20 protein-coding genes and 1 tRNA gene are annotated in these 24,952 nt (G+C 51.0%); 11 read left to right on the forward strand and 10 right to left on the reverse strand.

The features are described 5' to 3' along the window. Positions 1-13: 13 nt before the first annotated feature. Positions 14-196 carry a hypothetical protein gene (locus tag AC5JLP_RS19295; protein ID WP_496069566.1) on the forward strand — a complete coding sequence of 61 codons (183 nt, stop codon included), beginning with the start codon at positions 14-16 and terminating at the stop codon, positions 194-196. Next, positions 156-464, forward strand: coding sequence for a DUF4351 domain-containing protein (locus tag AC5JLP_RS19300; RefSeq protein WP_496069567.1), 309 nt, complete (start codon positions 156-158; stop codon positions 462-464). The genes AC5JLP_RS19295 and AC5JLP_RS19300 overlap by 41 nt, the downstream gene beginning before the upstream one ends. On the opposite strand, the gene truB is transcribed toward AC5JLP_RS19300, so the two are convergent. Continuing rightward, the gene (truB, locus tag AC5JLP_RS19305; RefSeq protein WP_496069568.1) at positions 465-1,439 is read right to left on the reverse strand and encodes a tRNA pseudouridine(55) synthase TruB; all 975 of its coding nucleotides are present in this window, start codon (positions 1,437-1,439) and stop codon (positions 465-467) included. Positions 1,440-1,532: 93 nt separating this feature from the next. Beyond that, complete coding sequence (locus AC5JLP_RS19310) at positions 1,533-2,489, reverse strand: SAM-dependent methyltransferase (RefSeq protein WP_496069569.1); 957 nt, start codon at positions 2,487-2,489, stop codon at positions 1,533-1,535. 332 nt (positions 2,490-2,821) lie between these two features. Between AC5JLP_RS19310 and AC5JLP_RS19315 the strand changes: the two genes are divergently transcribed. Continuing rightward, positions 2,822-2,903 (forward strand) — tRNA-Leu (locus AC5JLP_RS19315). Between the two features lie 112 nt (positions 2,904-3,015). Continuing rightward, entirely contained in the window at positions 3,016-4,320 is a 1,305-nt protein-coding gene (locus tag AC5JLP_RS19320) for a glutamate-5-semialdehyde dehydrogenase (protein WP_496069570.1), read from the forward strand. Positions 4,321-4,345: 25 nt separating this feature from the next. On the opposite strand, the gene crtW is transcribed toward AC5JLP_RS19320, so the two are convergent. The 5 genes from crtW to AC5JLP_RS19345 all read right to left on the reverse strand — a co-directional run bounded on the left by crtW (position 4,346) and on the right by AC5JLP_RS19345 (position 11,426). After that, the gene (gene crtW / locus AC5JLP_RS19325) at positions 4,346-5,146 is read right to left on the reverse strand and encodes a beta-carotene ketolase CrtW (protein ID WP_496069571.1); all 801 of its coding nucleotides are present in this window, start codon (positions 5,144-5,146) and stop codon (positions 4,346-4,348) included. Between the two features lie 374 nt (positions 5,147-5,520). Further along, positions 5,521-7,680, reverse strand: coding sequence for a magnesium chelatase ATPase subunit D (gene bchD, locus AC5JLP_RS19330; RefSeq protein ID WP_496069572.1), 2,160 nt, complete (start codon positions 7,678-7,680; stop codon positions 5,521-5,523). A 61-nt stretch (positions 7,681-7,741) separates the two neighbouring features. Continuing rightward, a complete protein-coding gene (locus tag AC5JLP_RS19335) occupies positions 7,742-8,971 on the reverse strand; it encodes a sensor histidine kinase (RefSeq protein WP_496069573.1) in 1,230 nt (409 codons plus the stop codon). A gap of 185 nt (positions 8,972-9,156) precedes the next feature. Then, positions 9,157-9,411: a hypothetical protein gene (locus AC5JLP_RS19340; protein WP_496069574.1), complete on the reverse strand. Its 255-nt coding sequence runs from the start codon at positions 9,409-9,411 to the stop codon at positions 9,157-9,159. 155 nt (positions 9,412-9,566) lie between these two features. Then, positions 9,567-11,426 (reverse strand): ABC transporter ATP-binding protein, encoded by a 1,860-nt coding sequence (locus AC5JLP_RS19345; protein WP_496069575.1) that lies wholly within the window; start codon positions 11,424-11,426, stop codon positions 9,567-9,569. Positions 11,427-11,710: 284 nt separating this feature from the next. On the opposite strand from AC5JLP_RS19345, the gene AC5JLP_RS19350 reads away from it, so the two are divergent. Together AC5JLP_RS19350 and AC5JLP_RS19355 are read left to right on the forward strand one after the other, a co-directional pair. Further along, on the forward strand, positions 11,711-13,576 hold the full coding sequence (locus AC5JLP_RS19350; protein ID WP_496069576.1) for a sensor histidine kinase: 1,866 nt from the start codon (positions 11,711-11,713) through the stop codon (positions 13,574-13,576). Continuing rightward, positions 13,576-15,198, forward strand: a complete 1,623-nt coding sequence (locus AC5JLP_RS19355; protein ID WP_496069577.1) for a hybrid sensor histidine kinase/response regulator — start codon at positions 13,576-13,578, stop codon at positions 15,196-15,198. Before AC5JLP_RS19350 ends, AC5JLP_RS19355 begins: the two co-directional genes overlap by 1 nt. 110 nt (positions 15,199-15,308) lie before the next feature. Here AC5JLP_RS19355 and clpB read toward each other — a convergent pair whose 3' ends face one another. Next, positions 15,309-17,930: an ATP-dependent chaperone ClpB gene (clpB, locus tag AC5JLP_RS19360; RefSeq protein WP_496069578.1), complete on the reverse strand. Its 2,622-nt coding sequence runs from the start codon at positions 17,928-17,930 to the stop codon at positions 15,309-15,311. A gap of 567 nt (positions 17,931-18,497) precedes the next feature. Between clpB and AC5JLP_RS19365 the strand changes: the two genes are divergently transcribed. Then, positions 18,498-18,704 carry a DUF2949 domain-containing protein gene (locus tag AC5JLP_RS19365; protein ID WP_496069579.1) on the forward strand — a complete coding sequence of 69 codons (207 nt, stop codon included), beginning with the start codon at positions 18,498-18,500 and terminating at the stop codon, positions 18,702-18,704. 135 nt (positions 18,705-18,839) lie between these two features. Here AC5JLP_RS19365 and AC5JLP_RS19370 read toward each other — a convergent pair whose 3' ends face one another. Beyond that, on the reverse strand, positions 18,840-19,412 hold the full coding sequence (locus AC5JLP_RS19370; protein WP_496069580.1) for a DUF3611 family protein: 573 nt from the start codon (positions 19,410-19,412) through the stop codon (positions 18,840-18,842). 379 nt (positions 19,413-19,791) lie between these two features. Between AC5JLP_RS19370 and AC5JLP_RS19375 the strand changes: the two genes are divergently transcribed. The 3 genes from AC5JLP_RS19375 to AC5JLP_RS19385 all read left to right on the forward strand — a co-directional run bounded on the left by AC5JLP_RS19375 (position 19,792) and on the right by AC5JLP_RS19385 (position 22,368). Then, complete coding sequence (locus AC5JLP_RS19375; protein ID WP_496069581.1) at positions 19,792-20,469, forward strand: response regulator; 678 nt, start codon at positions 19,792-19,794, stop codon at positions 20,467-20,469. A 695-nt stretch (positions 20,470-21,164) separates the two neighbouring features. Next, positions 21,165-21,548: a PadR family transcriptional regulator gene (locus AC5JLP_RS19380; protein WP_496069582.1), complete on the forward strand. Its 384-nt coding sequence runs from the start codon at positions 21,165-21,167 to the stop codon at positions 21,546-21,548. 289 nt (positions 21,549-21,837) lie between these two features. Further along, entirely contained in the window at positions 21,838-22,368 is a 531-nt protein-coding gene (locus tag AC5JLP_RS19385; protein ID WP_496069583.1) for a cofactor assembly of complex C subunit B, read from the forward strand. A 243-nt stretch (positions 22,369-22,611) separates the two neighbouring features. Here the strand turns inward: AC5JLP_RS19385 and AC5JLP_RS19390 are convergent, their stop codons facing one another. Beyond that, positions 22,612-22,929 carry a DUF3155 domain-containing protein gene (locus AC5JLP_RS19390; protein WP_496069584.1) on the reverse strand — a complete coding sequence of 106 codons (318 nt, stop codon included), beginning with the start codon at positions 22,927-22,929 and terminating at the stop codon, positions 22,612-22,614. Positions 22,930-23,356: 427 nt separating this feature from the next. Between AC5JLP_RS19390 and AC5JLP_RS19395 the strand changes: the two genes are divergently transcribed. Beyond that, on the forward strand, positions 23,357-24,895 hold the full coding sequence (locus AC5JLP_RS19395; RefSeq protein WP_496069585.1) for a GAF domain-containing sensor histidine kinase: 1,539 nt from the start codon (positions 23,357-23,359) through the stop codon (positions 24,893-24,895). Positions 24,896-24,952 lie beyond the last annotated feature (57 nt).

Genomic DNA, 24,952 nt, shown 5'->3' on the forward strand with positions numbered 1-24,952 from the left:
AGCTTGATGGGACTTGAATTTCTTCTCCTCCACCGTAGTAACAAAAGAGGGATTACATCGCGCGATCGACTGGCAAAAACCGTCTGAGTTTTTGGACAAAGAATTTCAGCAAATTGCCCCGGATACTGAAATTGGTAAGCGGTACGCCGTGGGTTATGATTTTGCCAAAAGGGTTGAAGCAGGCGTTTTGGTTTGAGTTGAAAGCTTACGAGGAGGAACGCAAAGTGCCCTACATCACGAGCGTAGAAGAAATTGGCTTTGAGCGAGGTATCCAACAAGGACGAGAGGAAGGACATCGCTCACTCGTTCTCCTGCTGTTAGAGCAAAGAGTGGGTCAATTACCCAGTGGTTTGCGCGATCGTCTCTCGCAACTAAACCTGACGCAGCTAGAAGCACTGGCGATCGCCCTACTGAACTTTTCTACCTCGGCTGAGCTAGAAGCCTGGTTAGACAGCCTGAAGTAATCAGCTAAAGTCACTCTCAAAGACCATCTGAGAGAGCAGAACAATACCAACTTCAGTATCGGTGGGTATGCCAATGCCGAGAAGCTGACCGTCTTCGTGATGTACCCGTAGCGGCTGCTGGAGAGGTGGCACCGCATACATTTGCAGTCTTCCTGCATCGTCCTCCGGTTTTTCTACGTCCTCTTCTTTCCACTGACCGTTTGCATCAGGCTGGATGACAATGCGTTGCCCCTGGCACCAGCGACGAGCGATCGCCCCTGAAAGCACAATCTGACTCAAGTGCAGCAAGGCTTTTACTGGCTCGATCGGTTGGAAAAGACCTTGCACTTGCTGGGCTTCCAGGGTTTCCAACGTCACACTATCTGCCAGTTCAAAGCCGCTGCTTGCCGTGCGTGTGAGGGCTGCTAACGTGCCACCTGTTTTCAAGACATTGCCCAGGTCACGTGCGATCGACCGAATGTAGGTACCCGGCCCACAGGCGATCGCCAGATCCAGTTCGGGGAAGTCTCCTGGTCGCCAGTCCAGCACCTCAAGGCTAAAGACGTGAACGGTACGAGATTTTGCAACGATCGCTTCGCCTGCCCGTGCTAAATCGTACAGACGCTTTCCCTGTACCTGAACCGCACTGTAGTTGGGTGGAATTTGTTGGATCGTGCCTTGAAAGTGCTGAAGCGCCTCTTGAACCGTTGCTAAAGCAAGTCCTGTAACAGGTTGAGCCAATAGCGTTTCACCTTCCAAGTCATCGGTGCTGGTGCTGACGCCTAACCGTACTGTAGCTCGATAAGCTTTAGCTTGACGGAGAAATTGGAGCAGGCGAGTGGCTTTGCCCAGCGCGATCGGCAAAACCCCGATCGCCGCCGGATCGAGGGTGCCTGCGTGCCCCACGCGCTTCATCTGCAACAGTCGCCGCACCTTAGCAACGCAATCGTGAGACGTAAACCCTGCGGGCTTGTTGAGGTTAATAAACCCATCCATGTATGGTGTGGGAAATGAGGGAACCGGGAAATGAAGCGATAGAGTGACCGTTGCTCCTCTACTGATTTATTCACTATACACAACCCACGATGCTTACTTCGCAGCTTGCTGATTGCCGCTACGTTGAGCCACGATCGGAAAATTTCTCGCTAAGATACCCCATTTAACCCCGGCTGTTCCTTTGAGCGTGTCACCTTCAATGCGTCCGTTGAACTGAATCACGCCTTGCTGTCCTTGTACGGTTTCGGTGCGGCTAAAGGTGAGACGATCGCCCGTGAGCGTAATGTTTGGGATCGTGTACTTTTTGCCCTCCGCGATCGCTTCTCCCTTCACCTGCTGATACTGTTGAGTGAACCGCAGCGTATAGGACTGACTACGACCAGGTGCATACTCTACCCGCCCCTTCCAATCACCTGAAATGTTTGAGGGTACTACCCAGTAATAGAGGTTCCGTGGTACCGAAGCGGTCGCATTACCGGGCACGGTGACCGTTTTGTCTGGCTTCCAATCGCCCATCGTAAAGGAGTGAGAAACAATGCGCGTGCCGGGTTTCAGGCTACTCAGCAGCTTGGGTCGGAGTTTTAAGTTAATGTCAGGCAGTAGATAGAGCGTTACAACACTTGCATCACGGAAATCCGTTTGAAAAAGGTCTTGTTGCAAAAACTGAACGCGATCGCTCACCCCTGCTTTTTGAGCATTCTCGTTGCTCAGGCGCGCTAACCCTGGATTAATCTCTACTCCAACCCCCCGACGGGCACCGTAGTCTTTGACGGCACTAATAACCAGTCGTCCATCGCCAGAGCCGAGGTCATACACGGTATCTTCAGGAGTCACGCCTGCCAGTTTCAGCATTTCCGTCACTACTACTTCTGGCGTAGGTACGTAAGGCACATCTGGCTTCACCGGCAACGGATCTTCTGTTGGCGCTGGTGTTGGTGCTGGCGCAAGTTGAGCGATCGTTACTGCGCCTCTGCTGAAGCCAAGCAGGGCAAAGCCAAGGCTGACACTAAGCCCCAATGTACCCAGAGCGATCGTTTTCCGTAACGTCACAGCAACTACTCCAGACTTGCTAGAATGCGAAATACTCACCTGTAGGGTACCTAGTTTTTTGCGGCTCGATACCTACTTTCAGATAGAAGGCAACGGCGATCGATTAGTTCCCACCCTCCTTTTAGCGAATTTCTATCACTGGCGCAAACCTCTGACCGCTTTTTGCTATGCTAGTGAAGTCTTAAAGCAGACCAAACCTCAGGGCTGCACTGTTTGAACCGGGCTATCTAGTTGCTCATAACACCTAGTTGCTTATAGCCTAGAGCGTGCTGATGGTTCAGATTAGGGACATTGTTCAAGCGAAAGAATCTGGTTTTTCTAAGCCAGCTTGTGCGGATGTGGCGGAATTGGTATACGCGCACGCTTGAGGTGCGTGTGGCATTGTCCTTGCGAGTTCGAGTCTCGCCATCCGCATTCTTTTTTCAACCTTGCGTTTAAAATTTGGTAGATCGGTTTGTTTAATGGGGATGGGCATCCAGAGTCATGCACCCAAATTAGTCAACCATCTTTTACCGGACGACTGCCCATGATTCCATTGATTACAGCACCATCGTCCTCCCTTCTGACGATCGCTCGGCAAACGCGGGAGAGTGCCCGTCATTTGGCAGCGCTACCGACTGCACTGAGAAATCAGGCGCTAGAGGCGATTGCTCAGTCGTTAGAAGCGGCTACGGATGACATTCTTGCTGCCAACCAACTTGATTGTCAGGCAGCCAAAAAGGCAATTCCAGCCGCGCTCTATGCTCGTTTAAAGCTAGATAAAGTCAAGTTGCAAAGCGCGATCGCAGGCATTCGGGATGTGGCGAAATTGCCTGATCCAGTGGGTGAAGTTCAGCTTCACCGAGAGTTGGATCAAGGGCTTGTTTTGACGCGGGTGACTTGCCCGTTGGGTGTGCTGGGAGTGATTTTTGAAGCCCGCCCCGATGCGGTAGTGCAGATTGCGAGTCTGGCGATCAAGTCTGGGAATGGTGTCATTCTCAAAGGGGGGCAGGAAGCACTGCGATCGTGCGAAGCGCTGGTAGCAGCGATCCGTCAGGGACTTGCCCAAACGAACGTTGCCCCAGTGGTTGTCCAACTGCTGACCACGCGGGAAGAGACGCTAGCCCTGTTGGAGCTAGACCAGTACGTTGATCTCATCATCCCCAGAGGCTCCAACACGTTTGTGCGCTTTGTGCAGGACAATACGCGGATTCCGGTATTGGGACACGCAGAAGGCATTTGCCACCTATATATCGACCACGATGCGGATGTGCAGAAGGCTGTGGCGATCGCCGTGGATGCCAAAACGCAATATCCTGCTGCTTGTAACGCGATCGAAACGCTGCTAGTGCATCAAGCGATCGCCGCTGAGTTCCTGCTAGAAGGCGTTGTTGCGCTTCAGCTGCGTAATGTTGAACTGCGAGGCGATGAGCGCACGCGGGAAATTCTTAACATTGCGGTTGCTACCGAAGCCGATTGGTCTACCGAATACAGTGATCTAATCCTGGCGATCAAAGTTGTCGATGACGTGGATGAGGCGATCGCTCACATCAACACCTACGGTTCTCGGCACACCGAGGCGATCGCGACGGAAAATACGGTGACCGCTGCAACCTTCATGGCACAGGTGGATGCTGCTGGTGTCTTTCACAACTGCTCCACACGCTTTGCCGATGGGTTTCGCTATGGCTTGGGTGCCGAAGTTGGCATCAGCACCCAAAAAATGCCGCCGCGTGGCCCTGTTGGGTTAGAAGGCTTAGTCACTTACAAATACCAACTGGTTGGCGATGGGCAAATCGTAGCCACTTATGCAGGCACGAATGCGAAGCCTTTCACCCACAGAGATTTGTAGCTCAGGGTCTATCGCTACCATCACGCTACGATGGTATCAGGTTTGGTCTAGAGCGTTTGGCGATCGTGGGCAGTTGCCACCAGGGCACATGTGGATATTCGTGATGCTCACAATGATAGCCAAAGTGATAGCAAGCCAGGAGCGACAGTAACAGCGGACGATGCGCGCTCTGAGCACGAAAAGCATTTTGATATCCGCCTGCTGGCTCACGATGAGGCAAATATGTCCCGAAGTAGAAAAGGTGAACTGAACTGAGCAACGACGGCACTACCCAAAACAGCAGTAAATTTGCTTCTGGTACATGCAAGAGGAGATGCGTGGTGTGAAATGCTGCAACCAGCGCCAGTAAACGCGGCCAGCTCCAGTAACGCTGCAAAAACTGAATATACCAGGCAACAGGGTTTTTGAGCGTTCCGTTGTGATAATCAGGATCTAAAGGACTGGCAGGATGGTGATGGTGTTGCCAGTGCGCCTTAAATAGCTGCTTGTAAGAGAAAAAGCCATAGAGCACCAATGCCAGCCAACCGACAAAGCGATTGAGTTTGGGATGCTGTGGCACGACAACCCCATGCATAGCGTCATGAGCAGTGACAAACAAGCCTGTATACAGGAACATTTGCCACAGGATGGCGGGCACCGTCCAGAGCGGATGCAGTTGATTGGGGGCTGTCCTGAGTAACGCGGTTAAACTTCCTGCCCACATTGCCATAATCAAGCTGGCGATGATAAACCCTAACAGGCGTGGTTGAGCTGGGCTGAGGTCCGTTGTAATTGGTGTTGTGGTTAAAGAGAGTGAGTGGTTGCTGGCAGACAAGGCGGTAGACATGAGGGCAGTTTTTCGGTGGTCGTTACAGGGCTACATTGATCGTCAGGGCTGACACCCCAGGTTCGTCGCTCGTCGCAAGCGATGAGTCCCTATAACTCAAGCGCCATGACCTGAAGAGAAAGCCCTACAGCTTCAGCGTTGAACAGAGGACGAAATGAAAGCAACTGTACTTCAACTTCACCTGCGATTCAACAAGGCTGCATAGCGGCTAGCTCTAAAGCATGCCTGAACAATGTAACAGAAATGTAACAATTCCGTAAACTTAAAACTGCCCCCTGCGGAAGAGTTTTGCCGTTGTCCTTGGGCTGAGACGGAACTGGATGAAGCAAATGGTGTTCGATTCATCCTGCGTTAGGTGATGTGTTTTGTGAGCGTTAGGGACGTGCCATGTCGCGCATCGCACCACGGGCCATTGCCGCGATCGCCTGGTCGTTTGCTTTCGGCAAATGGTAATACTTGCCGCCTGCCTGCTGTGCTAGCTCTTTTGCAAAGCCCGTAGAAATAAACTTATTTTCAGTATCAATCACCAGTAGCTGTATGCCAAGCGCGCGAATTTTGGTGGCAATGTCCAGCAGTTCAGCTTTAATGTCCGGTTTTTCATCCGGTGGCATGGTTTCTCCAAGCGATCGTGACAATGGAATATTGCCGCGTCCATCGGTAATGGCAACGAGCACCACCTGACCAATATCGCCAGATTGCCTCGCATTCATGCCCACGCGCACAGCTTGAGTCAACCCGTGTGCTAAGGGAGAACCACCTCCACAGGGCATGCGATCGAGCCGTCGTTTGGCTGCTTCGATCGATCGGGTTGGCGGCAACAAAATCTCTGCCTGTTCGCCTCGAAACGGAATCAGCGCCACCTGATCCCGATTCTGATATGCCTCCGTTAATAATCGCAGCACCGCTCCTTTTGCCGACTGCATCCGATTCAGCGCCATCGAACCAGATGCATCCACAACGAAGACCACAAGAGCACCCGCTTTGCGTGCGAGTCGTTTGGCACGAATGTCTGCTTGTTCGACGAAGACGCGTTTACGGGGGACAGGGTGTGGGGTGTGGGGTGTAGGGTGTGGGGAAGCCTGCCTTCTGCCTTCTGCCTCCTGCCTTCTGCCTTCTGCCGCTCCTCCCCTCGCCCGTCGTCCTTTCTGATACGGAGCCGCCGCCCGCAGTGTGGCATCAACGGCGATACGGCGTGCTTTGCCTTTGGGCAGCATGGGCTTCACATAACGACCACGATCGTCCGAGAAAATAATGGTGCGGCTACCAGATTTGCCCTGACGGGAGGCCATCTGAGCGAAGTAGAGCACGGATGGATCGAGAATGACGCCTTCTGGGTCGAAGATAAATTCTTCGGGAATGGCAGGGGGTTCTTGCTCTTGTTCCTCTTGATCGTCATCTTCATCACGATCGTCCTGTTCTTGTTCGTTCTCCTCGTCCTCTTGCTGAGTTTGAGGGGGTGGGGGCGGTGGGGGAGCTTCTTCGGGAGGTGTTTGTACAATGGTCGATCGCGGCACAACGACCAGTTCAACCGCACGGCGCAAATCGTCTGCTGTGACATCGGTACGACCATCTAGAGCGGCATGGGCTTTCGCAACGCGCACGGCAAATAATTCTGATCGATGCCCCTGTACACCGCCCCGAAGCGCTTCGTTGACCAGATACCTCACCTGCTCTGAAGTGATTTGCACGTCTTTGAGCCATTCTCGCGCCAGTACAATCTGCGTTTTGAGCGCGTCGATGTCGTCTGTGTACTGAGTTAGAAAGTCCTGTGGCGAGTCGGCGTAACGGGTGGCTTGCTCAACGGCCAGCACCCGATCGTCCAAACCGAGCACCATATCAGCAGACAGGGCGATCGCAATGCGGTCTAGCAAATGCTCCCGTAAGGTACCTTCTTCTGGGTTGTAAGTCGCGACTAGCAGTGGTTTGCAGGGATGCTGAAAGCTAATGCCCTCGCGCTCGATCTGGTTGCGTTCATCCGTCAGCACGGTCAGCAAGAGATTGGCTGCCTGGTCGTCCAGCAGATTAATTTCATCAATATAAAGCACGCCGCGATGAGCTTCTGCTAGCAATCCCGGCTGAAACACCGTCTCACCCCGCTTAATCGACTGGCTCACATCCACCGACCCCAGAAGGCGATCTTCGGTAATGCCCAGGGGAATTTGGACAAAAGGGGCGGGAATGATGGTGGTGGGGAGGGATGAGGGATAAGGGATGGGGGATGAAGATTCCAGGTCATTTTGTGGCGGCTTCATCCCTCCGCTCTCCTCCCTTATCCTTTCTATAGTCTCGTCATCCCAATCTTCGGGGTGCAGCGGATCGCTGTTGAGAGAGCCTTCGATAATTTCGATCGGGGGTAAAAGTGCATGCAGCGCGCGTGCCATCACCGATTTTGCGGTACCGCGCCGCCCTGCAATGACCACGCCCCCCAAGCCTGGATCGACGGCTGCTAAAAGCAACGCCAGTTTGATGGCTTCTTGTCCCACAACCGCAGCGAGGGGAAAGGCAAGAGGGGCAGACGTACTAAGTGCGGGCATGGTATTGATGAAGAAGCGGTGCAAATCTCAGCATACCAACATCTTGGGTTGAAGCGTGGAGCTACTCGATCGTGCCCTCTGGCTCCTGGGTCGCTGGCAAGGTGACGGTAACGGGAAAGGTCACGGTAAACGTAGAACCAACGCTGATCGTAGAGGTTACTTCAATGGCTCCCTGGAGTAGTTTAACGAGTCGTGAGGCGATCGCTAAGCCCAATCCTTTGTTATCGAAATCGCGGGATTGATCGCTGGTTTCCAGTTGAAACCGAGGTTCAAAAATCTGAGCTTGCTCTTCTGGTGCAATGCCAATGCCTGTATCGGTGACGGTGATTGACCAGCGCTGCTCAGGTAAGGCTTGAGCGTGTAGCCGAATGGAACCAGCGTTTGTGTAGCGGATGGCGTTGTGCAACAGGTTGGTGATAATTTGATGCAGGCGCAAGGGATCGGTCAGGATGCTGTCAGGAGCCGTAGTGCAATCAACGTTGACCTGTAAGCCTTTGTCGGCGATCGTGGGGGTCATCACCGTAACGATCTCTTGCACGATCGCGCGGACATCCGTTTTGATCAAATGCAGTTTGAGCTTGCCAGCTTCATAACGAGAAAGCTCGTTTAAATCGTTAATGAGGTGCAGCAGATAGCGTCCGTTTCGCAGCACCCGCTCAATATGATTGATTTTCGGCGCTGAATCTTGTGGCGTGGTCGTTTCTTGTTGCTGCTGGCGGAGAAACAGTTCTGAAAAACCGACGATCGTGTTGAGACGCACGTTGAGTTCATCAGTCAGCAATGACAGGCCATCTTGATTGGCACGCACCAGCCGATCCATTTCTTGCCCCGTCATGGTTAACTGATGCTGCAACTTCTCTAGTTCCTGCATGCGCTCGCCGACGTAACTTTTGAAGCACTGCGCGATCGCTTCGTCAATCACCATGTCAATGAGGCGCATGGCGCGGTACACCTCAACGGGCGCTTCACTGATTAAGTCACTCTCTAGCGTCTCAAAAGTTGCCCGTCGCAAGAGCCGATATTCTCGCGCAATCTCTACCGGGTCAAATCCTTGCTGGGCACGAAGCGCGCCGTGCTGCAAACTGGCATCTACTAGCAACTGAAGGTCATCGTCTTGACTGCGTGACAGCACCGTTGCCAGCGCTGATAGCACCATTGGCAAGTGATCTCTGATGGCTGTTGGAGAAAGGGTGTCATCACTCTTCAAATGACGATCGCGGGCTACAGCCTCGATCCACACATTGAGAATGGTATCGGCTCGCTCAGTAAGCAGTTGACTAAAGTTGAGCATGGCAGCAAGAAATTCGAGGCAACGACAGCGCACTCAATTAGTTTAACGATTTGATGAAGCAGTACGAAAATAGTTGTTGGTTATAACCAAGCAATTGGTAAACGGTAAAACTCTAAGCTCGATCCTTTGACTTGTAAGCTCAACCCTTCAGGCTCAACCTTTTACTTTTTGAGTTCCAAGCCCTACTAGTCGAGCTGCAAACTGGATGTTTCGAGTTCAGAGCTCGACACTTTAAGTTCCAGGCTCGATACTTCAACCTTCAAACGCCACCTTCCGAGTGCAAAGCTCGGCGTTCCAAGTGCAAAGCTCGACACTTCAAGTGCAAAGCTCGGCATTCCGAGTTCAAAGCTCGACACTTCGAGTTCCAGGCTCGATATTTCAACCTTCAAACGCCACTTTCCGAGTGCAAAGCTTGGCGTTCCAAGTGCAAAGCTCGACACTTCGAGTTCAAAGCTTTCCCTTCAGGCTCAAAACTCAAACGATCTTCCATAGAGATGCTTCGCGTTTGTGACATGTCGAGTCTCTACAAAGCTCAAAAGCTGACGCTCTCTTCCTTTGCTATCTCCCTCTCTTCTATGCAGCACTGATACCTATGTCAACCAAGGAGTGCTGCTTCTGGTGCTCGCTTCACCTGTGATTCCAGAATGGCTCCATACAGCGGACTGCTTGCCATCAATTCCTGATGGGTGCCTTGCGCCACTAGCCGACCTTTATCCATTAGAAAAATACGATCGGCGTTTTTCACGGTGCTAATGCGCTGGGCAACCACAAACGAGGTGCAGGTGCGTTGACGCATCAGGTCATCCAACGCGGCTTGAATTTGAGCGGCGGTTTGGGCATCTACAGCCGAGGTACTATCGTCCAGAATCAGGATGTTGTAGTCGGTAAGGAGAGTACGCGCGATCGCCAGCCGTTGTTTTTGCCCACCGGATAAGCCCACACCCCGTTCACCCACAATGGTGTCGTACCCATCGGGTAAGCTCATGATGAAGTCGTGCATTTGAGCGGCTTTTGCCACTTCAATGATTTGATTCATTGAAGCGTCCGGTTTGGCATAAGCAATGTTTTCCCGTAGGGTGCCAGAGAAGAGTGTGGTTTCTTGAAACACAATGCCAATGTGCGATCGCAAACTCTTCAACGTGAAGTCCCGTACATCCCGACCATCAATGCGAATGGCCCCAGCCGTGGCATCATAAAAGCGAGGAATGAGGTTCATGATCGTGCTTTTGCCCGAAGCCGTCATGCCCAGCACGGCAATGAGTTCATTCGGACGGGTTTCAAAGGAGACTTCTTTTAACGCTTCGGTGGTGGCACCAGGGTAGCGAAAGGACACATTTTCAAACGTGATTCTGCCGCCGCAGGTTTCAAAAGGGACGGCGTTGGGACGATCGCGAATTTCAACTTCGGCATCCACGACTTCGTACACCCGCTCGGCGGAAGCGGCTGCTTGGGCGATCGCGGGTGCGGCAAAGCCAATCAGCAGAATCGGCTGCAAAATCAACAGCAGGTAGGAGTTGAATGCCACCAGTTCGCCAATCGAAAACTGTCCCCCGATAACCTCGGCACCTCCGTAACCAAACACGGCCAGCGTCACCAAATTGCTTAACAAAAAGATGAAGGGAAACGTGTTGCGAATAGCGCGAATGGTTTTCATGTTTCCCCGCACCAGGGCATCATTCATCGCGGTATAGCGGGTGTTTTCGGCAGTTTCACGCACAAAAGCTTTGACCACGCGAATGCCGAGCAGATTCTCTTGCAAAACGGCGTTGAGGTCGCCCAATTGCTCTTGCACTTGCTTAAAGAGCGCTCCGTTGCGAGTGAGAAAATTTGCTAGCAGCCAGCCAGCCATTGGCACCACGGTCAGCGTGATCAGCGCCAGCTTCCAGTTCATGACCAGGAGAATAACCGCGATCGCCACCAGCGTCACGACCGAATTAATCACCTGGATCAAGCTGGTACTCAAAAAGGCGCGAATTTGTTCAATATCGCTTGTAACACGGGTCAGCAGTTGAGAGGTTTGCGACTGATCGTGATAGCTAAAGCTGAGGTTTTGAATCTGACTAAAAATCTTGTTGCGTAGATCATAGGCCACGCCCTGTGAGGCGGCTTCTGCCCAGTAGCTTTGCCCAAAGTTGAACAAGCCACGTCCGATCGCAGCCACCACCAGCCAGCCAGCGCTGTATAGCACAACCTGTAAATCTCGTTTTGCGATGCCCTCGTCGATACCCCAGCGGAACAGTTGAGGCGTGACGGCACTTGCTACCGTTAGCAGTAACAAGCTCATCAGTGCGCCGAGCGCTGTCCAGATATACGTGCTCAAACTTTTCATCACCCGCCAGATTGGCAGCATCGATGAGGTTTCCTGAAGCTCTGCTTGTTGCACCACTAGAATTACCGTTTTTGGAACAATCGATCGCCGCAATGTCTGGAGGTTTGGGTCTAGAGGTCTAGCCACTCGTCAAGATTGTAAACCGTCTGCTTGCTGACTATAGAGAAGCCCAAAGAGAGAAGTTCAACGAGGGAAAGTAAAGGGGCAGTCGGTTATATTTTGCTTCACCGAGCAATAATAAGAAATGGCAGCTTCACTAGCGCCAAATGACTGAAGTTTGTACACTTTTACGTCAGTTTTGAGTTCTTTAAGCGATTTCTGCGGCCAAAGAATCGTTAAGACGGCTCAGTTTGGGATGGCTTAGTTTTGGGACAGCTTAGTTTGATGATTGACCTAACAAGAGCAGCAATATGTTGGATGCTATCCAAACGTTCTTTAGTGCCGGATCATTCATTCCGCACGGCCACTGCTACCTTTGGAAACCAGAGTTAGTCGGGCTACACATCTTTGCGGATGCGGTGATTGCGATCGCCTATTACTCCATTCCGCCCGCGCTCTTCTACTTTGTGCGTAAGCGCCAAGACCTGCCGTTTGGCTGGATCTTTCTGCTGTTTGGCACGTTTATCATCGCCTGTGGCACCACGCATCTTCTCGAAATTTGGACGCTCTGGCATCCTGCCTATTGGCTATCAGGTGCGGTCAAAGCAGCTACGGCTGCGGTTTCTTTGCTGACCGCTTTGGAATTGGTGCCCCTGTTGCCTAAAGCGCTTTCCTTGCCCAGCCACGCTCAGTTAGAAACCGCGAACCAAGAGTTACAGCATGAAATCGCTGAGCGGAAACAGATTGAAGCGGCCCTGCGTGAGAGCGAAGCCCGCTACCGCGCGATCGTCGAAGACCAGACTGAACTGATTGCACGCTTTCAACTAGACGGTACGCTGACCTTTGTAAACGAAGCCTACTGCCGCTACTTTGGGCGATCGCGAGAAGAGGCGATTGGGGCTTCTTATAAGCCCCTCATCTTTACAGAGGATTATAAGAAGATTGATCACACCCTCCAGATGATGAATCGAGAGCATCCGATCGCCGTAAGCGAAAATCGAGTTGTCGTGGAAGGACAAGTGCGTTGGACGCAGTGGAACAACCGGATGCTGTTTGATGAAGCAGGTCAATTCGTCGAATTTCAATCCGTTGGTCGTGATGTAACCGAGCTAAAACAGGCAGAAGTTGCCCTGCAACAAAGTCAGCGGTTTGCTCAAAAAATTGCCGATACCAGCCCAGCCGTCATTTACGTTACTGATTTGGTCAAGCAAGACAAGATCTACGTCAATCATGAAATTGGTGAACACCTTGGGTATACCCTGGATGAAATCCAGTCGATGCAGCCAGATTTCTTGCAAACCGTCATGCACCCAGACGATTTTTTGCAGAGGCAAATCAATATTAAGCGGTGGGATACCGTGAACGATGGTGATATTCTCAGCACCGAATTTCGCGTAAAAAATTGTAATGGTGAGTGGCATTATTTCCAATGCCAGGAAACTCTGTTTGCACGGCATCAAAATGGCTCGCCGCAGCAAATTTTGGGTGTTGCAGTTGATATCACAGCCGCCAAACAATTGGAAGCATTGCGTCAAGCAGAAGAACAGTTACAAGCCTCACTCAACGAAAAAAATGTCTTGCTTAAAGAAATTCATCATCGAGTCAAAAATAATTTGCAAATTGTGTATAGTTTGCTGCGGCTACAGCATCGGCGCGTTAAAGATCAGCAAGCCGCAGACATCCTGCTAGAAAGCCAAAACCGCATTAAGTCGATCGCCCTCATCCACGAGAAACTCTATCGTTCTGATGATTTAGCCAAAATCGATTTAAGCCAGTATATTCCTAATCTAGCAATCAGTTTATTTGGCTCTTACAACACTAGCGCGAACGCCATTTCCCTCAAAACCAACGTTGAGCCTGTATCACTTGATATTGATACCGCTATTCCCTGCGGTCTCATCATCAATGAGTTGGTTTCTAACTCGCTGAAGTATGCATTTCCAGCAGAGAAAACTGGCGAAATTGTGATCAACCTCTCTGTTAAGGGCGATCGCCAGTTAGCGCTTACCATCAGCGATAACGGCATTGGTATGCCAGAGACGACTGAGTACAGCAAACCAGATTCACTGGGTTTAAAGCTTGTGCATGATCTGGTTCAACAGTTAGAGGGCACTCTGATCATGCACCGCGATCGCGGTACGGCCTTTGAGATTACGTTCGCAGGGAGTGAGGCGTAATGCAAGGAACGGCATCCGAGCCTGTAGCGACGAGAAAAGTACACATTCTTGTCGTGGAAGACGAGAGCGTCATCGCTGCTGATATTAAAGACTGTCTAGAAAATTTGGGCTATGCTGTGCCTGCGATCGTCGTTTCGGGTGAAGCGGCTGTTGCCACAGCGACCACTGTGCGACCCGATCTGGTCTTGATGGACATTCGGCTGAAAGGTGACATGGATGGCGTACAGGCGGCTGCGGCTATCTGGACTCACCTCCGCATTCCAGTGGTGTACTCGACGGGGCATTCCGATCGCAGCACGATGGAACGCGCTAAGGCAACAGAGCCGTTTGGCTACGTGCTGAAACCCATTGAAGAGCAGGAACTTTACGTGGCGATTGAAACAGCGCTGCAACGGTTTCGCCTGGAAAGGGATTTGCAAGAGCGCGAACAATGGCTTTCCAGTATCCTCAAAGCGATCGGTGATGGCGTGATTGTGACTGATGCATCGAGCCGCGTGCGCTTTCTTAATGGCGCTGCCGAAGCGTTAACAGGTTGGAGACAAGAAGAGGCGATCGGTAAGGAGAGTGCCGAAATCTTTTGCCCTATCCATGAAGAAACGCGAGTGCCGCTTCCAAATCCCATCCATGAGGCGCTGCAAACAGGTCAATTAGTCTACCTTCCAGACAATACGTTGCTCTGTTCTAAGAATGGTCGAGACGTGCCGATCTCGGATAGTGCGGCACCCTTTCACAATGACTCAGGCAATGTTACGGGTGTTGTGCTAGTCTTCCGTGATGTCACCGAACGACGGCAAGCAGAAGAGCGTAATCGGGCGATCGAGCGATCACACCAGCTTGAAGACCAGATGGTCGAACTCCAAAGACTCAACCAACTGAAGGATGACTTTCTGAATACGGTTTCCCATGAGCTGCGTACACCATTAACCAACATTAAAATGGCCGTTCGGATGTTGGAAGTCACCTTGAGCCGAGCTGAGCACGCTGCCTTGACCAATGATTTAGACACAAATTCAACGATTCGCTACTTGCAGATTTTGAACGACCAGTGTGAGCGGCAAACCAGCCTCATCAATGACTTACTAGATTTACAACGCCTCAATGCAGATGCCTACGCGATCGACATCTCCACTATCTATTTGCAAACCTGGCTGCCTAATTTGGCTACCAACTTTCAGGAACGTGTGTTCAACCAACAGCAGCAATTGCACGTTAGCCTTGAGCCAACATTGCCGCCGATCATGACAGATGCCTCCAGCCTGAATCGTGTGATGTCAGAATTACTCAACAATGCAGTCAAATATACGCCGAGCGGAGAGCATATTAACGTCACTGTGCATCTTCTCGAATGTCTGCCAACGACTGCTCCTATGCTGCAAATTGAGGTTTGCAACTCTGGGGTTGAAATTCCAATTGCCGAACTGCCTCGGATTTTTGACCAGTTTTACCGGATTCCCAGCGTCGATCGGTGGCGGCAGGGCGGCACAGGGCTGGGATTAACCCTTGTAAAGAAATTGGTCGAGCGTTTAAATGGGTCGATTCAGGTGACCAGTACCTCATTACAGACCTGCTTTGCGATCGTGCTGCCAGTTGAACGCCTTGATACATCCACCACGTCTGTGTGAGCGGGGCGTAAGCTGTGAATTGAGATGGAAAGGGGGCGTCAGGAGCCAGGAGTCAGAAGCAACTCAAAACTCAAAACTCTCCCTACTCCCAATTCTCCGCCCCCCTTTCTCTATTTCGCCGTCAGCACCTCTGGTGAAAGGCGCTTGAAGGCCAGCCGTTCGTTCTCCACGTCTACAAAAATAGTGTCACCGTTGGTGAATTCGCCCCGCAGAATCGCTTTCGCAATTTGTGTTTCGAGTTCACGCTGAATGGCACGCTTCAACGGACGGGCACCAAAGACAGGGTCGTAACCCACCTCGGCGAGGAAGTCTAGCGCGCTATCGGAGAGTTTGAGCGACATTTTGCGATCGGCCAGTCGCTCTCCTAACCGTAGGGTTTGGAGCTTGACAATCTGGCGTAGCTCTGATTTCTGCAACGCGTGGAAGATGATGATCTCATCAATGCGGTTGAGAAATTCGGGTCGGAAGCTGGTGCGCATAGCGTCCATCACGCGCGATCGCATCTCGTCGTAGCGATTGTCGTCTCCAGAAATATCGAGAATGAACTGCGAACCGATATTGCTGGTCATGATGATGACGGAGTTTTTGAAGTCCACCGTATGTCCCTGAGCATCGGTCACACGTCCGTCGTCGAGAATTTGCAGCATGACGTTAAACACATCTGGGTGTGCCTTCTCGATTTCATCAAACAGAATAACGGCATAGGGGCGGCGGCGAATGGCTTCGGTTAACTGTCCGCCCTCGTCGTAGCCTACGTAACCTGGAGGTGCGCCGATTAAGCGTGAAACCGTGTGCTTCTCCATGTACTCAGACATGTCAATGCGTACCATTGCTTCTTCGGTGTCAAACAGGTAAGCGGCAAGGGCTTTTGCCAGTTCCGTTTTACCTACACCCGTTGGCCCCAGGAAGATAAAGCTGGCAGTCGGACGGTTAGGATCAGCCAAGCCTGCACGCGATCGCTGAATAGCGTCCGCCACAGCCGTCACCGCTTCTTGCTGACCAATAACCCGCTTGTGTAAATCGTCTTCCAGATGTAGGAGCTTTTGCATCTCCGATTCCACCAGCTTGCTGATAGGAATACCCGTCCACTTAGAAATGATTTCGGCGATGTCAGCTTCGGTCACTTCCTTTTGCAGCAACGACTTGCCGCTGGACTGGGTTGAAGAGAGCTTGGCTTCTGCTTCTTGAAGCTGACGATTGAGATCCGCGAGCTTACCGTACTTGAGTTCGGCTGCACGGTTGAGGTCGTAGTCGCGCTCTGCCTGCTGAATTTGAATGCTAATTTGATCCATTTCCTCTTTCAATGTCTGGATCTGATCCATCACGCCTTTCTCAGCCTGCCATTGAGCGTTGAGAGCGCTCTGCCGTTCTTTCAAATCAGCCAGCTCACGATCGAGCCGTTCCAGACGATCGCGCGAGGCTGCATCCGTTTCTTTCTGCAACGACAGCCGCTCCATCTCAAGCTGAAGAATCTTACGATCGACTTCATCCAGTTCTTCGGGCTTGGAGGTTTTCTCCATTTTGAGCTTGGCAGCTGCTTCGTCGATTAAATCGATCGCCTTGTCGGGCAAGAAGCGATCGGCAATGTAGCGTGCGGAGAGTGTCGCAGCGGCAATTAACGCATTATCTGAAATATTGACCCCATGATGGAGTTCATAACGCTCTCGCAAGCCACGCAGAATTGAGATCGAATCTGCCACGCTGGGCTGATCGACATACACTTGCTGGAAGCGTCGTTCCAGTGCAGCATCTTTTTCGATGTACTTACGATACTCATCCAACGTTGTGGCACCAATACAGCGCAGTTCACCACGAGCTAGCATGGGCTTGAGCAAGTTGCCTGCATCCATTGCGCCTTGTGTAGCACCCGCACCCACAACGGTGTGAATTTCGTCAATAAAGAGAATGAGTTGTCCTCGCGATTCGGTCACTTCTTTGAGGACAGCCTTTAAGCGTTCTTCAAACTCACCCCGATATTTGGCTCCGGCAATAAGTGCACCCATATCCAGGGCAATCAGTTTGCGATCGCGCAGAGATTCCGGCACATCACCGCTGACAATACGCTGTGCCAACCCTTCCGCGATCGCCGTCTTACCCACGCCAGGTTCACCAATCAGCACAGGGTTATTTTTAGTGCGACGCGATAAAATCTGGATCGTGCGGCGAATCTCGTCATCGCGCCCAATCACAGGGTCAAGCTTGCCGTCACGGGCAAACTGCGTCAAATCACGCCCATACTTTTCTAACGACTCGTACTTGCCTTCCGGGTTTTGGTCTGTCACCTTTTGACTTCCTCGAATCTGGTCGATGGCATTTCTAAGCTTGGTTTCATCTAATCTAAATTCCGTGAACAGCCCTTTACCAAAGCGATCGTCATGAGCGTAGCCCAGTAAAAGATGCTCGACTGAAATATACTCATCGCCTAGCTGCTTGCGGTAATTATCGGCGCGATCGAGCAAGGTATCCAGGCTGCGTCCCAAATAAATTGACGTGCCACTACCAGACACTTTAGGCTGCTTGCGGATAAAGTCATCCGTCCGATCGCTAACCTGCCTGACATTCACGCCCAGCTTGTTGAAGATACTGCTGGTGAGTCCATCCTGCTCTAGCAGCGCTTTCATCAAGTGCTCTGATTCAATTTGCTGCTGCTGAGCCTGTTTTACAACTTCTTGCGTGCGCGCGATCGCCTCCCAGGCCTTTTCGGTAAATTGATTGGGGTTTGTTGGCTGCATAGTCCCCTCGATATAGCGTTTCAGCTTACGTTAATATCGCCATTGTAGAGAAGTCCGCGCGATCGATAGGATCGGTGTTCACGCCACTGCTGATGAGTATTGCCGAAAAGCTGGTCGTGCTATCCCTTTGTCCGTTGGCAGCAACAAGGGCTTTGTTGCTCTGTCGTAATAACTTGCAACGCTACTTTTAAACTGCATTCGATAAATCTTTACAATCAGTTCATGCTCTAGATGTAGGGTTGCCAGTTCTTTTTTGCTGCTTTTCACGCCAAGGCTGTGGGCGATCGCACAGTACACCATTTTAGTCAGCAAAAGTCTCCGTTCATTTGCTGAAGTTTATGGTTTAAGTGAGTGGCAAATACGTACAATCACGATTGCAACCATACAAGATCACTCTCTTGGGTGACCCACGTAGGTGATGCCATTCTGGTTCGCAAACAGTAGCATAGCGCCACGCTGTAGTGTTCTTGGAACAATTAGTCTTCTTTGGGATAGTCTTCTTGTACTATAGAGGTCAACCTTGTTGCTAACGTTTTAGTATCTGCTCTATCGACTCAACATTCAGGGGTGAAAAGTCCAGCCGTGCAATCCGATCGCAGCAATCTTCAGCTCATTAACTTTTTACAGAAAGAACTTGCGCTCTCCACCACAGCGATCGCAATGGCGCTACGCCACAGTGAGCAAGATCCCGGCCCACTGCCAATGATTCTTTGGCAGTATGGCTTCGTTTCTCTAGAGCAGCTTGAGCAAATCTTCGATTGGCTAGAAGGATAGATAGTTGCTGATTTTAAGGGGTTGGTTGCTAGAAAGAAGCTGATAGCTGACCGCTTAATCACCTCAAACCTCTCTAGCTTGTCGGCGCACAGCGCTACTCAAAACTCTCTTCACGCCTCTCTCCTCACTGCTTCTCTACTGCTTACTCATGCGGTTCAACAACCAAAGTGAGGCTGCAATGCCAAAAAACTGCGCCAAGATCACGTTAATGCTTGCCTGAACGACCAGAATGTCCAATGGCTGGATGAACTTTGACGGATCGGTGTTCACAAAGCCGCCAATTCCCTGGTTAAACGCCTTTGCTGCCAGCAAGCCTACGGTTGCCTCAGCACCTAGCAGTGAGAGCAAGATGCCAATCAGGCTCGCAATTAGCCCGGTACGTAAAACTTGTACAGTTTCTGATTTGCGAGGACGATTCGCCGCAACACCATCTAGCTTACGCCCGATCGGAATATAGCGGAACAGCGCCCAGTACATGTTAAAAATCAGCACCACGATCCCAAAAATCGTGACAAGTACGCCAATGCCAGTTGTAGGGCTATTCTGATTTGCGCCACCAGAACGGCTCAAGGCACCCGCAAAAATGAGAATAATGCTCGAAACGACAGTGAGCACTAGCTGTATCCAAAGGCTAACCCATCCGGTCATACGAAAGGTTTGAGCAATTTCCTTTAGCGTGGCTGGTGTGGAACTTGACTTGCCGAACATATGCAGATGCCAAAAAGCATGGTGTTATTAGTCTCGCACGGTAAGGCGGCATCAGGCTACACGCTAGACCCAATTGGGACTTAGACGCGATCGCAAAGCTGTTTCCCCTATCTTTGTGGTTGCTTTGTAGCGCCAAACGCTCGCCTAACCCTAGAATGCAAGTAGCAAAAAGCGCTTGGGCATTGCATGAGCAAGGCACTGCGTCCCATAAGCGTTTAAACTTTCTTAGAATTAAACCTGTTTAGCAATCATTCGGCTACCACTGACGGTTACTGGTTGGTTACCCTACTCACTCAGGCGTTTGGTTGCGCCTCCATTGATGTCCTACCTTTAGCCAGTACACACGAACGCCTAGCTCACTAACATTAGAGTTGTTTTTATGCTTGAAGAAACTCAGTCAAAAAGCCCCGCATCAGACCTTCCGCCTTTGCGCATTCTCATTGTCGAAGATGACCCCATGATGCAGCTAGGGCTAGAGCAGTGCTTGGAGGACTATCCTCAACTCACTGTAGTTGGTCAGGCCAGCGACGGTTATCTGGGCGTAGAGGCCGCGTTGAAATTGAAACCAGATGTCATTGTGATGGACATTGGCCTGCCGCGTTTAGATGGGATTGCCGCAACGCAGCAGATCAAAGCGGCGTTACCGTCTGCGCATGTGGTGATGCTGACCTCACACACAACGGAGACCGAGGTGATTGCAGCGCTATCGAGTGGTGCGGATGCTTATTGCATCAAGGGTACGAATATTGAGCGGCTACTGGCCGCGATCGCCGCGGCGCAAGAAGGCGCAACTTATTTAGACCCACAAATTGCTCGTCGCGTCATCGAGCACCTCAAACCACCCGCACCGACTGGAAACATTGGTCATCTGTCTAATCGAGAGCAAGAGGTGCTTCAACTGATGGTCGAAGGCCGCAGTAATCCAGAAATTGCGGCAGCTCTGTACCTCAGCCCTAACACGGTCAAAACGCACATTCGCGGCATTATGAACAAACTCGCCGTGGACGATCGCGTGCAGGCCGCAGTGGTTGCCTTACGTTCAGGCTTAGTCAAATAGCAGCAACCACTACCTTAAACGCTAACACAACGACTGCTGCTAAGCGTCTTACCACCTGGAGGCCACTGGAAAGCCGCACCCTTCAAAGGCATATCTACGTACAAAGTAAAATATTGAACTGGGGATCGGCCACTTTTCTAGCTGGCACCTTGCCAATTGAGCCTTATTTGTTCCTACCGTATCTTGAGAAAACGCGACTTATTACTTTTTCGGCGGACGATATTCCAGTTTTGATCTACGATCAGGGTGTATAACAGTCACAGTTCCTGTAATCGATCACAGAATGTCGCCTTGATAGTTTGTGTTCTCTATGCTTGCAGCCTTTGGGCTGAATATGTGCTAAAACGCTCAGTGTGTTCCATCGCTTCTTTGCTACAAGATAGAGCTTCGTTTTGGGCATTCTAGGGGTGAAAGCCTTTCTAGGTCTCTTTAAGACGAAGATTCCTGATTCTAGAGCTTAACGGATGCGATCTCTAGCCAAAATGCCAAGTTGTAGTGAAGCATTTGTTTCGTCGATTCATTGCTACAAGGAATACACAGCCAAGCAGCATGATTTTTACTTTGATTAAGAATTTAATGCTTTTGGATGATGTCCGTCCTTAGGGTATCGTTGCTAGTCTGTTGATATTGTCCTCTGTTCATCCTGCAACTCTTTGCAGCCAAAGTGAACTAACTCGTATGTCTGGATGGGAAAGATGAAGTTTGACGATATTTATCAGTTTTTTCAAGCCCCCCCACCGTTCTATCTCAACAAAGAGTTGGCAGTGTGCTATGTTCTCGCGGTTCTATCGCGAGGCGACTCTTATGGTACAGAACTGATTCAGTTGCTGGAAACCGACTACCCAACGTATCGCCTTTCTGACACTGTGCTTTACAGCGCGCTAAAGTTTCTGGAAGATGAGCAGATTGTAGAAGGGTATTGGAAAAAGGTTGAGGGTCGGGGCCGTCCGCGTCGTATGTACCAAATCCGCTCGGAAATGGCACAGCAGGCACAAGACCTCACGCGGTTATGGTACGACTATGTCAGAAATCATAGTACGGTGGCTCACTCAAATGGGTTAGCTGCAAGTCACAATTAGCGTCTAATGTGCTGTGACTATGCGGCTGCTTCTAGCGGACCGATCGCGCATTCATCGCTTCAGTTTTGGGCGCTTCAGCTTTGGGCACCTCAGATTTTTATCGTTGATTGGGTTCTTGTTTGATCGGTTGAGGGGAGTAGCTGCTAGCGCTCCCCTCTTTTGCGTGGCTTTTGTTGCACAGACAATCAGCAGTTGAGGGGGAATGAAACGACATAGACTGAATAGGTGCCTTATTTGCTAAGCAACTGTTCTAAGGCCAACGTTCCAATTAAGGTCAAGAGATCCCATCATGAGTGCTTCTGTTTTACCGTCAACCTTTGTACTGACGGTTTTGCTGGCGATCGGTTTGGTGTTCTTTATTCGAGCATCAGTCAAAGATCGGATTGAAGTGGTCAGGTTAGCATCCGACCAATCTGAGGTTTCGCTGTTAGATCAGCTTCAAGACTACTTTACCCAGCGAGCTTATCGACTGACAGCCGCAGATGCAGCAGAACTCAAGGCGACGTTTGAAGGGTTTGTCCGCCCTAGTATGGTGATGGCGATCTTTTTGACGTTGCTAGCGGTGATTGGTTTACTCTGTCTGGCCCTAATGCTGATCATTCTGGTTCCCTCTGCTTCGATAGAGTGGTTGGGGTTGACTGTGCTGGCACCGATCGCAGGCGTATTTTACTGGCGCAAGGCGGCTCGTCCTGAGAAAATCTTGCTTCAGGTGGAAGGGTCAAGTACGTCTGACGCAGGCTTGTTGAGTGTTGTTACGGTAACGGCGCATCGAGATGAGTTAGCGGAACTTCAACGCAATCTTTCCCTTAAGCCCCTGTAGGTGTGACTGACCGATCAAAGAACACGCCTCGTTTGTTCTTGTAAGAATACTGCTGACGGTTCTGGGTCATTCTTTTGCGTGCGCTTTAGTGCCATAGGCTTCTCTCAAGTGCCGTTGCTAAAAAACAACCCCCACCCGAATGCGTTCAGATGAGGGTTATTTTGAGGTTGCCGGGATTGAGGTCTTGAGTGATGCGGCCCATCCAAACGCCCATTACCAGCTATCAGAATTATGACCTAGCATTTATCGAGCCTGAGCAACGACTGGAAGCTCATCAGCTTCGTCATCCGACAGTTTTAAGCTAGGAAATAGAAAGTGGTTTTCTTCAACATATTGCGCTCCAAACAGCCCCTTCTCTGCCCAGAAGTATCGATCTGTGGTATGCTCATTGCGCTTAACCAGCAGTAGGGCTGGCGGTGCAATGCCTTCTGAATGAATGAATTTACGGGCTGCTGTAACTGGTTTGTCCTCTCCGCATTCAATGCTAAATTGAGGCACATTCTCCAAAATTCTCCGGCCTTCCTGCCGCCGTCGGCTTTTCCGCTTGCGTCTCCTAGCCAATCCCGTTACCCCCTTTGTTGTCGATCAAGTGTAGTGATAGTTACAAAGACGACGCAAGTATATCGATTCGAGACCGAAATTTCAACTTGTTTTAACCCATTGATACAAAGATTAAATCTTCCCTTGGACACAAATTAAGATGACTTTGTGCCAGGGTTCTACGACAGCCTGATGCGCCTTACCTAACATAAGCAAAGAGGCAGACAAAGCCGCTCTTCAAAGCGATTCTCGTGACATTTTAAGGAGCCGACGCCAGAAGTAAAAGGCTTGGGTGGAGTTCGACAACACGGATGGAAGGCGGAAGTAAAGGTTTTGAGTGAGGTTTTTGAGAGCCGTGTTAGATGAGTCTCTTAGCGCGAGTAACCGAGCTATGCTTGAAAACAGATTCAAAGAAGAGTGCTGGCACGTTGCATTCTAACGCCGTTTCATGTTGATGCTGACTAGTGCAGAATTTATTGCCCTTTGCCGGGCGCAGATTGTTCTCCTGACGCAAGCGTTAGGTGCTTCATTAAGCGTTGTGTACTTAACAGAAGAACTGGTAGAAGGCGCAGATACTCAATTGATTCCTGTCATGGCTTATCCAGAATCGGCTGTAGATTGGCAAGCGAGGGGAACATCGCGATCGCTGATGGCTACGATCGCGATGCCAGCATCATCGCTTCGCTTGCTGGCGGATGCTCAGTCTAACCCCTCTCAAATGAAGCAGCTTCCAGAAGTCGCTTCGTCAAGTTTGCCAGCGCATGCGGTTGAGTCTGCGGCAGATTACCTTGATACGAATGTAGATCGCGCTAGCCGTTCTAATGCAGGTAATTCTGAGCGGACAACGCTCGTTGCTGAGCGCCGTGTCGTTTTGCCGCTCATGCATGAAGATGCTGTGCTGGGGCTGCTAGTGACCGAACGGAACGATCGCCCCTGGACGGAGTGGGAGCAGGCGCAAATTCATCAGATTGCAGACACGCTTGCGATCGCGTGTGTGTTAGACCAGCGCTACCAATGGTTAAAGCAAGATCGTCACCAGCGGCAGCTACTGCAAAAGCAGCAGCACGACTTAGTTGATAATCTGCTGCATCAGTTTCGTAACTCGCTTACAGCTCTCCAGACGTTTGGAAAACTGATTTTCAAACGATTATTACCGGGGGATGCAAATCGGGAGATGGCTGCCAGCCTTGTGCGCGAAACGGCTCGCCTACGTGACCTCGCTCAGCAACTTGAGACGGCTGTTGCTGAAACAGACGCTATCAAAACGCCCTTAGCGTTGCCTCCTGCCATCGACGATCGCATTGAAGATGATGCTGAGCAAACAAACGCGACAGGAGGGCAAAAAGCACAGGTTCCTCTTTTGTTACCTGCCCCAGGTTTGCTATCCGGTCAGGCTCTGATAGTGGAGCCATGTGATTTGGCTGCTGTGCTAGAACCATTGTTGGCTTCGACCCGAGCGATTGCGAACGATCGCTTCCTGACGCTGCTCATGGAAGTTTCTGAGGCGTTGCCTCCTGTTCAGGCAAACGTGCATGGGCTGTGGGAGGTATTAAGCAATGTGCTAGACAATGCGCTGAAGTACACTCCGGCTGGCGGAGCTGTTCTCATTCAGGCTCGTAGGGGAGCGATCACAGGTGCCTATGCCGCAGTCAAATCGCCTTGTGTAGAAATTGCCATCACAGATACTGGTCCTGGTATTCCACACCAAGATCTACTCCATCTTTTTGAGCGGCGCTATCGAGGCGTGCAAGCTCAGACGAGTATTCCTGGTAGTGGGTTAGGGCTTTCGATCGCGCAGGTACTGGTCACACAAATGCATGGCGAAATTGAGGTGATTAGCCCAGCGCAACCAAACCCTCTGATACAACAAGTAACGAAGACGATCGCTGACAACGGTCCTGGTACAACTGTTTTGGTGCGATTGGCAGTTGCCCAACGAAGCAATGTTGAAAATCAGCGCGATTCTGAACAGCAGACAGTGGACTGAGGCAGATGAAATGCCTAAGCAGGCAGCTCTCTGTCTCAAGTCTCATGTCCGTCATTG

This window comes from Stenomitos rutilans (assembly GCF_059505485.1).